The following is a 13,485-nucleotide window of genomic DNA, read 5'->3' on the forward strand; positions in this document are numbered from 1 at the left end:
TGATGATTGGCGAAAACTAAGTGAAGGGGTATCATTGCTGCGGAACTTATTATAGGTAATGGTTGTGGCGGAAAGCATACAAAAAAACATATTGATCTTTGATTCTGGAGTTGGTGGCCTGTCTGTATATAAAGAGATAAGTCAGTTACTACCAAATCACAATTATATCTATGTATTCGATAACGAGGCTTACCCATATGGCGAGCTCGATCAGCAAGTTCTTATTCAGCGAGTCCAAAGTATCGTCGCTAGCTTTGTGGTGAGTCACGCTATTGATATTGTAGTGATAGCTTGTAATACGGCCAGTACGATAGTCTTGCCTACACTTCGCGCTAATAATCTAATCCCAATTGTTGGCGTTGTTCCGGCAATCAAGCCAGCATCCCTACTTGCCAATAAAGCGTTGGGTCTCATTGCTACTCCTGCAACGATTACGCGAGAGTACACACACGAGCTCATCAACAATTTCTCGAGTAATAAAAGAGTCGAACTTTTAGGTTCTACTCGGCTGGTGGATATGGCCGAAGATAAACTCAGAGGCGAGGAAATTTGTATTGAAGAGTTGCAGCAGATTCTTCAACCGATGATCAACATGGTTGATGTGGCCGTATTAGGGTGCACACATTTCCCGCTGATAAAATCTGAGATTCAACAAGTCTTGGGTAAGAGTGTTTTATTGGTTGATTCCGGTAAAGCGATTGCGAAGCGAGTTCAAGATTTGTTGGATTTGGATAGTGGTGATAAAGAGAGAGGATTGCGTGAAGTTTTTTGTAGTGCACCTCCTAAAAAAGAAAGTGCACTAAATAGTATGTTAAAGCAGTTAGGGTTTAGCTCAGTTCAGATTCGTCCGTTTCAGGATGTTTAGGATCATTTGCAACTCGTACTTTTAAAGTTCGTTGCATGTAATCTTTATCGTTAAGTGCAGAGATTGCATGATTCACATCATCACTTGCCATAACAACAAATCCAAAGCCTCTTCTTTTACCAGTACGTTTGTCTTTCATTAAACGTACTGCAAATACTTCACCATGCTCTGAGAATAATTCACGTACATGTGATTCATTCGCTTTGTATGGAAGGTTACCCACATAAAGTGTTTTTGTTGAAGCCTTAGGTTCAGAATCAGATTTTGAGTCGGTGCTTGAAAAGTTAACAACAAAAGCGGAAGCCAAGACACCAAGGATAAAGGTAATTGCAGGCGATATATCTACCTGAGAGAAAACAATGCCGCCTAATACAGCCAGTGCGACAATTAACAACATCGATTTTTTTGAGTTCATATCGGAATACTACATATTAATAAACGAAATAGACGCATCTACTATTAACAAAATAGACACATGAATCTTACGTTCATGGCTTCCATATTTCCAATGTATTGCTGTGATACGTCTCAAATGTTTAGTTTTTATTCGAAAAATGCGAATCTGGTGGCTTTTTAGACGAACGAAATTTTTATTTGAAAAAGTCCTTGTGCTCCATATCAATCTCTCTATAATGCCGCCTCACCGACACGGAGTGAGACGAGAGTCACACAGCGAAATCGGTAGAGGAAAAGAGTTTGAAAATAACCCTTGACTCTCAAAGTGGTGCAGGTATAGTACGCACCCCTAGCGACTGAGATGTGAATCACAAAACGCTAGCGCTCTTTAACAATTTAAACCTATCAATCTGTGTGGGCACTCGTTGATGAATATCAAAACGTTTTATCCTTTTGGATAAAACAGTTACTTCGGTAACAAACTTGATTTCAATGAACTGAGTGACCAATACGTTTAACTACTTGTAGTTATTCGGCACAGTCAATTCATTACCATTCTGTTGGAATGGTAATAGCTTTAGAATTACATGTTCATCAATCTTTTTCGAAAGAGCAATGAATATTAGTTTTGAAGTCAGTATTCGTTGAGTCACAAAATCTTAAATTGAAGAGTTTGATCATGGCTCAGATTGAACGCTGGCGGCAGGCCTAACACATGCAAGTCGAGCGGAAACGACACTAACAATCCTTCGGGTGCGTTAATGGGCGTCGAGCGGCGGACGGGTGAGTAATGCCTAGGAAATTGCCTTGATGTGGGGGATAACCATTGGAAACGATGGCTAATACCGCATGATGCCTACGGGCCAAAGAGGGGGACCTTCGGGCCTCTCGCGTCAAGATATGCCTAGGTGGGATTAGCTAGTTGGTGAGGTAATGGCTCACCAAGGCGACGATCCCTAGCTGGTCTGAGAGGATGATCAGCCACACTGGAACTGAGACACGGTCCAGACTCCTACGGGAGGCAGCAGTGGGGAATATTGCACAATGGGCGAAAGCCTGATGCAGCCATGCCGCGTGTATGAAGAAGGCCTTCGGGTTGTAAAGTACTTTCAGTTGTGAGGAAGGGTGTGTAGTTAATAGCTGCGCATCTTGACGTTAGCAACAGAAGAAGCACCGGCTAACTCCGTGCCAGCAGCCGCGGTAATACGGAGGGTGCGAGCGTTAATCGGAATTACTGGGCGTAAAGCGCATGCAGGTGGTTCATTAAGTCAGATGTGAAAGCCCGGGGCTCAACCTCGGAACTGCATTTGAAACTGGTGAACTAGAGTGCTGTAGAGGGGGGTAGAATTTCAGGTGTAGCGGTGAAATGCGTAGAGATCTGAAGGAATACCAGTGGCGAAGGCGGCCCCCTGGACAGACACTGACACTCAGATGCGAAAGCGTGGGGAGCAAACAGGATTAGATACCCTGGTAGTCCACGCCGTAAACGATGTCTACTTGGAGGTTGTGGCCTTGAGCCGTGGCTTTCGGAGCTAACGCGTTAAGTAGACCGCCTGGGGAGTACGGTCGCAAGATTAAAACTCAAATGAATTGACGGGGGCCCGCACAAGCGGTGGAGCATGTGGTTTAATTCGATGCAACGCGAAGAACCTTACCTACTCTTGACATCCAGAGAAGCCAGCGGAGACGCAGGTGTGCCTTCGGGAGCTCTGAGACAGGTGCTGCATGGCTGTCGTCAGCTCGTGTTGTGAAATGTTGGGTTAAGTCCCGCAACGAGCGCAACCCTTATCCTTGTTTGCCAGCGAGTCATGTCGGGAACTCCAGGGAGACTGCCGGTGATAAACCGGAGGAAGGTGGGGACGACGTCAAGTCATCATGGCCCTTACGAGTAGGGCTACACACGTGCTACAATGGCGCATACAGAGGGCAGCAAGCTAGCGATAGTGAGCGAATCCCAAAAAGTGCGTCGTAGTCCGGATTGGAGTCTGCAACTCGACTCCATGAAGTCGGAATCGCTAGTAATCGTGAATCAGAATGTCACGGTGAATACGTTCCCGGGCCTTGTACACACCGCCCGTCACACCATGGGAGTGGGCTGCAAAAGAAGTGGGTAGTTTAACCTTTCGGGGAGGACGCTCACCACTTTGTGGTTCATGACTGGGGTGAAGTCGTAACAAGGTAGCCCTAGGGGAACCTGGGGCTGGATCACCTCCTTATACGAAGATACTTACGATGAGTGTCCACACAGATTGATGGTTTAGATTTAGTTAAAGCCAGAGCTTTAATTAATAACGTAAGTTATTGATTAAAGCTTTTTGCTTTATGCTCTTTAACAATTTGGAAAGCTGACTGATTGATTTACTTAAGAGTAATTCAATCAAATTTAAAAGTTCTCAATGTTTATCTGCTCTTATTTATTAAGAACAGTATAAACACAACAAACACATTCAAGTGTCTTGTATTAGAATGATCAGAAATGATTGTTCATTTTTTGATTCTACTTTTTATTAAAAAGTGGAAACAAAAAGTAAATTGAGTCCGGCAAACAGTTATCAAGAATTAACCCTTCTTGATGACAACCAAAAACCTTGGTTAGTTGCCATACGCTAAGACCCTTTCGGGTTGTATGGTTAAGTGACTAAGCGTACACGGTGGATGCCTTGGCAGTCAGAGGCGATGAAAGGCGTAATAACTTGCGATAAGCCCAGATTAGGTAGTAATAACCTTTTGAGTCTGGGATTCCTGAATGGGGAAACCCACTTACATAAGTAAGTATCCTGTTGTGAATACATAGCAACAGGAGGCAAACCGGGGGAACTGAAACATCTAAGTACCCCGAGGAAGAGAAATCAACCGAGATTCCGAAAGTAGCGGCGAGCGAAATTGGATTAGCCCTTAAGCTTTTAATGAGACAGACGAAGGCTCTGGAAAGTGCCGCAGTAAAGGGTGATAGCCCCGTAGTCGACATCTTATAATCAGTGAAAACGAGTAGGGCGGGACACGTGATATCCTGTCTGAATATGGGGGGACCATCCTCCAAGGCTAAATACTACTGACTGACCGATAGTGAACCAGTACCGTGAGGGAAAGGCGAAAAGAACCCCTGTGAGGGGAGTGAAATAGAACCTGAAACCGTGTACGTACAAGCAGTAGGAGCACCTTCGTGGTGTGACTGCGTACCTTTTGTATAATGGGTCAGCGACTTAATTTTAGTAGCAAGGTTAACCGTTTAGGGGAGCCGTAGGGAAACCGAGTCTTAACTGGGCGTACAGTTGCTAGGATTAGACCCGAAACCAGGTGATCTAGCCATGGGCAGGTTGAAGGTTGAGTAACATCAACTGGAGGACCGAACCGACTAATGTTGAAAAATTAGCGGATGACTTGTGGCTAGGGGTGAAAGGCCAATCAAACCTGGAGATAGCTGGTTCTCCCCGAAAGCTATTTAGGTAGCGCCTCGGACGAATACTACTGGGGGTAGAGCACTGTTAAGGCTAGGGGGTCATCCCGACTTACCAACCCTTTGCAAACTCCGAATACCAGTAAGTACTATCCGGGAGACACACGGCGGGTGCTAACGTCCGTCGTGGAGAGGGAAACAACCCAGACCGCCAGCTAAGGTCCCAAAGTATAGCTAAGTGGGAAACGATGTGGGAAGGCTCAGACAGCCAGGATGTTGGCTTAGAAGCAGCCATCATTTAAAGAAAGCGTAATAGCTCACTGGTCGAGTCGGCCTGCGCGGAAGATGTAACGGGGCTAAGCTATACACCGAAGCTGCGGCTACGTACCTTAGGGTATGTGGGGTAGGGGAGCGTTCTGTAAGCCGTTGAAGGTGGTCTGTAAGGGCTGCTGGAGGTATCAGAAGTGCGAATGCTGACATGAGTAACGATAAAGGGAGTGAAAAACTCCCTCGCCGGAAGACCAAGGGTTCCTGTCCAACGTTAATCGGGGCAGGGTAAGTCGACTCCTAAGGCGAGGCCGAAAGGCGTAGTCGATGGGAAACGGGTTAATATTCCCGTACTTCTTACAATTGCGATGGGGGGACGGAGAAGGCTAGGTGGGCCTGGCGACGGTTGTCCAGGTTCAAGTACGTAGGCGGGTGGTTTAGGTAAATCCGGACCGCTACTAACGCTGAGATACGATGTCGAGCTACTACGGTAGTGAAGTCATTGATGCCATGCTTCCAGGAAAAGCCTCTAAGCTTCAGATTGTAAGGAATCGTACCCCAAACCGACACAGGTGGTCGGGTAGAGAATACCAAGGCGCTTGAGAGAACTCGGGTGAAGGAACTAGGCAAAATGGTACCGTAACTTCGGGAGAAGGTACGCTCTTATCAGTGAAGTCCCTTGCGGATGGAGCAGACGAGAGTCGCAGATACCAGGTGGCTGCAACTGTTTATTAAAAACACAGCACTGTGCAAAATCGTAAGATGACGTATACGGTGTGACGCCTGCCCGGTGCCGGAAGGTTAATTGATGGGGTTAGACTTCGGTCGAAGCTCTTGATCGAAGCCCCGGTAAACGGCGGCCGTAACTATAACGGTCCTAAGGTAGCGAAATTCCTTGTCGGGTAAGTTCCGACCTGCACGAATGGCGTAATGATGGCCACGCTGTCTCCACCCGAGACTCAGTGAAATTGAAATCGCTGTGAAGATGCAGTGTACCCGCGGCTAGACGGAAAGACCCCGTGAACCTTTACTACAGCTTGGCACTGAACATTGAACCTACATGTGTAGGATAGGTGGGAGACTATGAAATTGCGTCGCTAGATGTGATGGAGTCGTCCTTGAAATACCACCCTTGTAGTTTTGATGTTCTAACGTTGGCCCCTGAATCGGGGTTACGGACAGTGCCTGGTGGGTAGTTTGACTGGGGCGGTCTCCTCCCAAAGAGTAACGGAGGAGCACGAAGGTGGGCTAAACACGGTTGGACATCGTGTGGTTAGTGCAATGGCATAAGCCCGCTTGACTGCGAGAATGACAATTCGAGCAGGTGCGAAAGCAGGTCATAGTGATCCGGTGGTTCTGAATGGAAGGGCCATCGCTCAACGGATAAAAGGTACTCCGGGGATAACAGGCTGATACCGCCCAAGAGTTCATATCGACGGCGGTGTTTGGCACCTCGATGTCGGCTCATCACATCCTGGGGCTGAAGTCGGTCCCAAGGGTATGGCTGTTCGCCATTTAAAGTGGTACGCGAGCTGGGTTTAGAACGTCGTGAGACAGTTCGGTCCCTATCTGCCGTGGGCGTTGGAAAATTGAAAGGGGCTGCTCCTAGTACGAGAGGACCGGAGTGGACGAACCTCTGGTGTTCGGGTTGTCATGCCAATGGCATTGCCCGGTAGCTAAGTTCGGAATCGATAACCGCTGAAAGCATCTAAGCGGGAAGCGAGCCTTGAGATGAGTTTTCCCTGGCACTATAAGTGTCCTAAAGGGTTGTCGTAGACTACGACGTTGATAGGCAGGGTGTGTAAGTGCTGCGAGGCATTGAGCTAACCTGTACTAATTGCCCGTGAGGCTTAACCATACAACACCCAAGGGGTTTTGTGGACTCAATAGAAAGACAGACCTTGAATGCGTTTGAAGAGACATAACTTTTAAATACAGTTTTCCGAATTTTAAAATTTGCTTGGCGACCATAGCATTGTGGACCCACCTGATTCCATGCCGAACTCAGAAGTGAAACACAATAGCGCCGATGGTAGTGTGGGGCTTCCCCATGTGAGAGTAGGACATCGCCAGGCTTTAATTTCGACTTTGTCTATTTAATAGACAAGTCACCATAGAGTTCTAAGTTTTCTTAGTATTTTATGTTGACTTTCAAAGTGGAAAGCGTATTATACGCGTCCTGCTTAAGTGCTAAGGCACTGAAAGCGTTCTCTTTTTAGAGAACAAGCTCTTTAACAATTTAAACCTATCAATCTGTGTGGGCACTCGTTGATGAATATCAAAACGTTTTATCGTTAGATAAAACAGATTCTTCGGAATCAAAATTGATTTCAATGAACTGAGTGACCAATACGTTTAACTACTTGTAGTTATTCGGCACAGTCAATTCATTACCATTCTGTTGGAATGGTAATAGCTTTAGAATTACATGTTCATCAATCTTTTTCGAAAGAGCGAATGAATATTAGTTTTGAAGTCAGTATTCGTTGAGTCACAAAATCTTAAATTGAAGAGTTTGATCATGGCTCAGATTGAACGCTGGCGGCAGGCCTAACACATGCAAGTCGAGCGGAAACGACACTAACAATCCTTCGGGTGCGTTAATGGGCGTCGAGCGGCGGACGGGTGAGTAATGCCTAGGAAATTGCCTTGATGTGGGGGATAACCATTGGAAACGATGGCTAATACCGCATGATGCCTACGGGCCAAAGAGGGGGACCTTCGGGCCTCTCGCGTCAAGATATGCCTAGGTGGGATTAGCTAGTTGGTGAGGTAATGGCTCACCAAGGCGACGATCCCTAGCTGGTCTGAGAGGATGATCAGCCACACTGGAACTGAGACACGGTCCAGACTCCTACGGGAGGCAGCAGTGGGGAATATTGCACAATGGGCGAAAGCCTGATGCAGCCATGCCGCGTGTATGAAGAAGGCCTTCGGGTTGTAAAGTACTTTCAGTTGTGAGGAAGGGTGTGTAGTTAATAGCTGCGCATCTTGACGTTAGCAACAGAAGAAGCACCGGCTAACTCCGTGCCAGCAGCCGCGGTAATACGGAGGGTGCGAGCGTTAATCGGAATTACTGGGCGTAAAGCGCATGCAGGTGGTTCATTAAGTCAGATGTGAAAGCCCGGGGCTCAACCTCGGAACTGCATTTGAAACTGGTGAACTAGAGTGCTGTAGAGGGGGGTAGAATTTCAGGTGTAGCGGTGAAATGCGTAGAGATCTGAAGGAATACCAGTGGCGAAGGCGGCCCCCTGGACAGACACTGACACTCAGATGCGAAAGCGTGGGGAGCAAACAGGATTAGATACCCTGGTAGTCCACGCCGTAAACGATGTCTACTTGGAGGTTGTGGCCTTGAGCCGTGGCTTTCGGAGCTAACGCGTTAAGTAGACCGCCTGGGGAGTACGGTCGCAAGATTAAAACTCAAATGAATTGACGGGGGCCCGCACAAGCGGTGGAGCATGTGGTTTAATTCGATGCAACGCGAAGAACCTTACCTACTCTTGACATCCAGAGAAGCCAGCGGAGACGCAGGTGTGCCTTCGGGAGCTCTGAGACAGGTGCTGCATGGCTGTCGTCAGCTCGTGTTGTGAAATGTTGGGTTAAGTCCCGCAACGAGCGCAACCCTTATCCTTGTTTGCCAGCGAGTCATGTCGGGAACTCCAGGGAGACTGCCGGTGATAAACCGGAGGAAGGTGGGGACGACGTCAAGTCATCATGGCCCTTACGAGTAGGGCTACACACGTGCTACAATGGCGCATACAGAGGGCAGCAAGCTAGCGATAGTGAGCGAATCCCAAAAAGTGCGTCGTAGTCCGGATTGGAGTCTGCAACTCGACTCCATGAAGTCGGAATCGCTAGTAATCGTGAATCAGAATGTCACGGTGAATACGTTCCCGGGCCTTGTACACACCGCCCGTCACACCATGGGAGTGGGCTGCAAAAGAAGTGGGTAGTTTAACCTTTCGGGGAGGACGCTCACCACTTTGTGGTTCATGACTGGGGTGAAGTCGTAACAAGGTAGCCCTAGGGGAACCTGGGGCTGGATCACCTCCTTATACGAAGATACTTACGATGAGTGTCCACACAGATTGATTAGGTTTAAAAAAGTTAAGAGACGATATTGGGTCTGTAGCTCAGCTGGTTAGAGCGCTCGCCTGATAAGCGGGAGGTCGGTGGTTCAAGTCCACTCAGACCCACCAATATCGACCTAGATGGGGCTATAGCTCAGCTGGGAGAGCGCCTGCCTTGCACGCAGGAGGTCTGCGGTTCGAATCCCGCATAGCTCCACCATCTTTAAGTATTCTCTTAAGAGAGTCTTTAAAAATGGTTCATTTTATTGAATCAAGCTCTTTAACAATTTGGAAAGCTGACTGATTGATTACTTACGAGTAATTCAATCAAATTTAAAAGTTCTCAATGTTTATCTTTCATTAGATAAACACAACAAACACATTCAAGTGTCTTGTATTCGAATGATCAGAAATGATTGTTCATTTTTTGATTCTACTTTTTATTAAAAAGTGGAAACAAGAAGTAAATTGAGTCCGGCAAACAGTCATTGAGAATTAACCCTTCTTGATGACAACCAAAAACCTTGGTTAGTTGCCATACACTAAGACCCTTTCGGGTTGTATGGTTAAGTGACTAAGCGTACACGGTGGATGCCTTGGCAGTCAGAGGCGATGAAAGGCGTAATAACTTGCGATAAGCCCAGATTAGGTAGTAATAACCTTTTGAGTCTGGGATTCCTGAATGGGGAAACCCACGTGCATAAGCACGTATCCTGTTGTGAATACATAGCAACAGGAGGCAAACCGGGGGAACTGAAACATCTAAGTACCCCGAGGAAGAGAAATCAACCGAGATTCCGAAAGTAGCGGCGAGCGAAATTGGATTAGCCCTTAAGCTTTTAATGAGACAGACGAAGGCTCTGGAAAGTGCCGCAGTAAAGGGTGATAGCCCCGTAGTCGACATCTCATAATCAGTGAAAACGAGTAGGGCGGGACACGTGATATCCTGTCTGAATATGGGGGGACCATCCTCCAAGGCTAAATACTACTGACTGACCGATAGTGAACCAGTACCGTGAGGGAAAGGCGAAAAGAACCCCTGTGAGGGGAGTGAAATAGAACCTGAAACCGTGTACGTACAAGCAGTAGGAGCACCTTCGTGGTGTGACTGCGTACCTTTTGTATAATGGGTCAGCGACTTAATTTTAGTAGCAAGGTTAACCGTTTAGGGGAGCCGTAGGGAAACCGAGTCTTAACTGGGCGTACAGTTGCTAGGATTAGACCCGAAACCAGGTGATCTAGCCATGGGCAGGTTGAAGGTTGAGTAACATCAACTGGAGGACCGAACCGACTAATGTTGAAAAATTAGCGGATGACTTGTGGCTAGGGGTGAAAGGCCAATCAAACCTGGAGATAGCTGGTTCTCCCCGAAAGCTATTTAGGTAGCGCCTCGGACGAATACTACTGGGGGTAGAGCACTGTTAAGGCTAGGGGGTCATCCCGACTTACCAACCCTTTGCAAACTCCGAATACCAGTAAGTACTATCCGGGAGACACACGGCGGGTGCTAACGTCCGTCGTGGAGAGGGAAACAACCCAGACCGCCAGCTAAGGTCCCAAAGTATAGCTAAGTGGGAAACGATGTGGGAAGGCTCAGACAGCCAGGATGTTGGCTTAGAAGCAGCCATCATTTAAAGAAAGCGTAATAGCTCACTGGTCGAGTCGGCCTGCGCGGAAGATGTAACGGGGCTAAGCTATACACCGAAGCTGCGGCTACGTACCTTAGGGTATGTGGGGTAGGGGAGCGTTCTGTAAGCCGTTGAAGGTGGTCTGTAAGGGCTGCTGGAGGTATCAGAAGTGCGAATGCTGACATGAGTAACGATAAAGGGAGTGAAAAACTCCCTCGCCGGAAGACCAAGGGTTCCTGTCCAACGTTAATCGGGGCAGGGTAAGTCGACTCCTAAGGCGAGGCCGAAAGGCGTAGTCGATGGGAAACGGGTTAATATTCCCGTACTTCTTACAATTGCGATGGGGGGACGGAGAAGGCTAGGTGGGCCTGGCGACGGTTGTCCAGGTTCAAGTATGTAGGCGGGTGGTTTAGGTAAATCCGGACCGCTACTAACGCTGAGATACGATGTCGAGCTACTACGGTAGTGAAGTCATTGATGCCATGCTTCCAGGAAAAGCCTCTAAGCTTCAGATTGTAAGGAATCGTACCCCAAACCGACACAGGTGGTCGGGTAGAGAATACCAAGGCGCTTGAGAGAACTCGGGTGAAGGAACTAGGCAAAATGGTACCGTAACTTCGGGAGAAGGTACGCTCTTATCAGTGAAGTCCCTTGCGGATGGAGCAGACGAGAGTCGCAGATACCAGGTGGCTGCAACTGTTTATTAAAAACACAGCACTGTGCAAAATCGTAAGATGACGTATACGGTGTGACGCCTGCCCGGTGCCGGAAGGTTAATTGATGGGGTTAGACTTCGGTCGAAGCTCTTGATCGAAGCCCCGGTAAACGGCGGCCGTAACTATAACGGTCCTAAGGTAGCGAAATTCCTTGTCGGGTAAGTTCCGACCTGCACGAATGGCGTAATGATGGCCACGCTGTCTCCACCCGAGACTCAGTGAAATTGAAATCGCTGTGAAGATGCAGTGTACCCGCGGCTAGACGGAAAGACCCCGTGAACCTTTACTACAGCTTGGCACTGAACATTGAACCTACATGTGTAGGATAGGTGGGAGACTATGAAATTGCGTCGCTAGATGTGATGGAGTCGTCCTTGAAATACCACCCTTGTAGTTTTGATGTTCTAACGTTGGCCCCTGAATCGGGGTTACGGACAGTGCCTGGTGGGTAGTTTGACTGGGGCGGTCTCCTCCCAAAGAGTAACGGAGGAGCACGAAGGTGGGCTAAACACGGTTGGACATCGTGTGGTTAGTGCAATGGCATAAGCCCGCTTGACTGCGAGAATGACAATTCGAGCAGGTGCGAAAGCAGGTCATAGTGATCCGGTGGTTCTGAATGGAAGGGCCATCGCTCAACGGATAAAAGGTACTCCGGGGATAACAGGCTGATACCGCCCAAGAGTTCATATCGACGGCGGTGTTTGGCACCTCGATGTCGGCTCATCACATCCTGGGGCTGAAGTCGGTCCCAAGGGTATGGCTGTTCGCCATTTAAAGTGGTACGCGAGCTGGGTTTAGAACGTCGTGAGACAGTTCGGTCCCTATCTGCCGTGGGCGTTGGAAAATTGAAAGGGGCTGCTCCTAGTACGAGAGGACCGGAGTGGACGAACCTCTGGTGTTCGGGTTGTCATGCCAATGGCATTGCCCGGTAGCTAAGTTCGGAATCGATAACCGCTGAAAGCATCTAAGCGGGAAGCGAGCCTTGAGATGAGTTTTCCCTGGCACTATAAGTGTCCTAAAGGGTTGTCGTAGACTACGACGTTGATAGGCAGGGTGTGTAAGTGCTGCGAGGCATTGAGCTAACCTGTACTAATTGCCCGTGAGGCTTAACCATACAACACCCAAGGGGTTTTGTGGACTCAAAGAAAGACAGACCTTGAATGCGTTTGAAGAGATACTTTTATAGCTCTATTAAATAGAGAAGCAGCTTTCCGAATTTTAAAATTTGCTTGGCGACCATAGCATTGTGGACCCACCTGATTCCATGCCGAACTCAGAAGTGAAACACAATAGCGCCGATGGTAGTGTGGGGCTTCCCCATGTGAGAGTAGGACATCGCCAGGCTTTAATTTCGACTTTGTCTATTTAATAGACAAGTCACCATAGAGTTCTAAGTTTTCTTAGTATTTTATGTTGACTTTCAAAGTGGAAAGCGTATTATACGCGTCCTGCTTAAGTGCTAAGGCACTGAAAGCGTTCTCTTTTTAGAGAACAAGCTCTTTAACAATTTAAACCTATCAATCTGTGTGGGCACTCGTTGATGAATATCAAAACGTTTTATCCTTTTGGATAAAACAGTTACTTCGGTAACAAACTTGATTTCAATGAACTGAGTGACCAATACGTTTAACTACTTGTAGTTATTCGGCACAGTCAATTCATTACCATTCTGTTGGAATGGTAATAGCTTTAGAATTACATGTTCATCAATCTTTTTCGAAAGAGCAATGAATATTAGTTTTGAAGTCAGTATTCGTTGAGTCACACCTATTAATTTAGGTAATCAAAACTTTAAATTGAAGAGTTTGATCATGGCTCAGATTGAACGCTGGCGGCAGGCCTAACACATGCAAGTCGAGCGGAAACGACACTAACAATCCTTCGGGTGCGTTAATGGGCGTCGAGCGGCGGACGGGTGAGTAATGCCTAGGAAATTGCCTTGATGTGGGGGATAACCATTGGAAACGATGGCTAATACCGCATGATGCCTACGGGCCAAAGAGGGGGACCTTCGGGCCTCTCGCGTCAAGATATGCCTAGGTGGGATTAGCTAGTTGGTGAGGTAATGGCTCACCAAGGCGACGATCCCTAGCTGGTCTGAGAGGATGATCAGCCACACTGGAACTGAGACACGGTCCAGACT

General features: G+C 47.7%; 2 protein-coding genes, 2 tRNA genes and 7 rRNA genes. 10 read left to right on the top strand and 1 reads right to left on the bottom strand.

Annotation, left to right across the window (positions count from 1 at the left end; translation table 11 throughout):
* Nucleotides 1-58: 58 nt before the first annotated feature.
* Nucleotides 59-865, top strand: coding sequence for a glutamate racemase (murI, locus tag SJY39_RS21675; RefSeq protein ID WP_016768449.1), 807 nt, complete (start codon nucleotides 59-61; stop codon nucleotides 863-865).
* Here the strand turns inward: murI and SJY39_RS21680 are convergent.
* A complete protein-coding gene (locus SJY39_RS21680) occupies nucleotides 828-1,280 on the bottom strand; it encodes an RNA-binding protein (protein WP_010438674.1) in 453 nt (150 codons plus the stop codon). The genes murI and SJY39_RS21680 overlap by 38 nt on opposite strands.
* Before the next feature lie 642 nt (nucleotides 1,281-1,922).
* Between SJY39_RS21680 and SJY39_RS21685 the strand changes: the two genes are divergently transcribed.
* From SJY39_RS21685 to SJY39_RS21725, 9 genes are all read left to right on the top strand, one after another.
* Nucleotides 1,923-3,477: ribosomal RNA gene (locus SJY39_RS21685) — 16S ribosomal RNA — on the top strand.
* 412 nt (nucleotides 3,478-3,889) lie between these two features.
* Nucleotides 3,890-6,783: ribosomal RNA gene (locus SJY39_RS21690) — 23S ribosomal RNA — on the top strand.
* Nucleotides 6,784-6,884: 101 nt separating this feature from the next.
* Nucleotides 6,885-7,000, top strand: a 5S ribosomal RNA gene (gene rrf / locus SJY39_RS21695).
* Between the two features lie 428 nt (nucleotides 7,001-7,428).
* Nucleotides 7,429-8,983, top strand: a 16S ribosomal RNA gene (locus tag SJY39_RS21700).
* Between the two features lie 67 nt (nucleotides 8,984-9,050).
* Nucleotides 9,051-9,127, top strand: a tRNA-Ile gene (locus SJY39_RS21705).
* A gap of 14 nt (nucleotides 9,128-9,141) precedes the next feature.
* Nucleotides 9,142-9,218: transfer RNA gene (locus SJY39_RS21710), tRNA-Ala, on the top strand.
* 344 nt (nucleotides 9,219-9,562) lie between these two features.
* A 23S ribosomal RNA gene (locus SJY39_RS21715) occupies nucleotides 9,563-12,456 on the top strand.
* 114 nt (nucleotides 12,457-12,570) lie between these two features.
* Nucleotides 12,571-12,686 (top strand): 5S ribosomal RNA (gene rrf / locus SJY39_RS21720).
* Nucleotides 12,687-13,135: 449 nt separating this feature from the next.
* Nucleotides 13,136-13,485 (top strand): 16S ribosomal RNA (locus SJY39_RS21725); the annotation flags it as partial.

It is taken from the genome of Vibrio sp. R78045 (assembly GCF_042466085.1).
In the GTDB taxonomy this organism is placed as follows: Bacteria; Pseudomonadota; Gammaproteobacteria; order Enterobacterales; family Vibrionaceae; genus Vibrio; species Vibrio cyclitrophicus.

Coding starts and splice junctions, on each gene's coding strand:
- murI (WP_016768449.1), top strand. CDS start 59: ATGGTTGTGGCGGAAAGCATACAAAAAAACATATTGATCTTTGATTCT.
- SJY39_RS21680 (WP_010438674.1), bottom strand. CDS start 1,280: ATGAACTCAAAAAAATCGATGTTGTTAATTGTCGCACTGGCTGTATTA.